At 63.8% G+C, this 682-nt stretch carries 2 protein-coding genes; both read left to right on the top strand.

What is annotated here, in order from left to right:
- Nucleotides 1–188, top strand: a 188-nt coding sequence (locus G3N94_RS41915) for an FAD-binding protein (protein ID WP_205799984.1), incomplete at its 5' end; no start/stop codon positions are given.
- A gap of 106 nt (nucleotides 189–294) precedes the next feature.
- Nucleotides 295–682, top strand: a 388-nt coding sequence (locus G3N94_RS41910) for an acyl-CoA dehydrogenase N-terminal domain-containing protein (protein ID WP_205799983.1), incomplete at its 3' end; no start/stop codon positions are given.

Raw genomic sequence — 682 nt, 5'->3', positions numbered from 1 at the left:
TCGCACCGCAGCTGTACATCGCGGTCGGCATCTCGGGTGCGATCCAGCACCTGGCCGGCATGAAGGATTCGAAGGTGATCGTCGCGATCAACAAGGATCCCGAAGCACCGATCTTCAGCGTGGCCGACTACGGTCTCGTCGGCGATCTGTTCACGCTCGTGCCGGAACTCGTGAACGAACTGGGCTGACGCGGGGCGATGCGCTGCGCATGATGCTTCAGCGATAAGCACACGACACGAGGGGCGCCAACGAGCGCCCCTTTTTTACGCCATAAGCAGAAGACGGAGGAGCAACATGAGTTACGCCGCACCGGTCAAGGACATGCTGTTCGTGCTGAAGGAACTCGCCGGCATCGACGAAGTCGCGCAGCTACCGGGCTTTGAGGACGCAGGGTTCGACACCGCGCAGGCCGTGCTCGACGAATCCGCGAAATTCTGCGGCGAAGTGCTGGCGCCGCTGAACGTCGACGGCGATCGCAACCCGAGCAGCTGGAAGGACGGCGTCGTGACCGCGACGCCGGGCTTCAAGGAAGCGTTCCGCCAGTTCGTCGAAGGTGGCTGGCAGGGGCTGCAGCATCCGGCCGACTATGACGGCCAGGGGCTGCCGAAGCTGATCGCGACGCCGTGCATCGAGATGCTGAACGCGGCGAACCTGTCGTTCGCGCTGTGTCCGCTGCTGACCG

Source organism: Burkholderia sp. Ac-20353, assembly GCF_017104785.1.
Classification (GTDB): Bacteria; Pseudomonadota; Gammaproteobacteria; order Burkholderiales; family Burkholderiaceae; genus Burkholderia.
The sequence above is the reverse complement of the archived record's forward strand: the minus strand, read 5'-3'. Positions and strand labels throughout refer to the sequence as shown.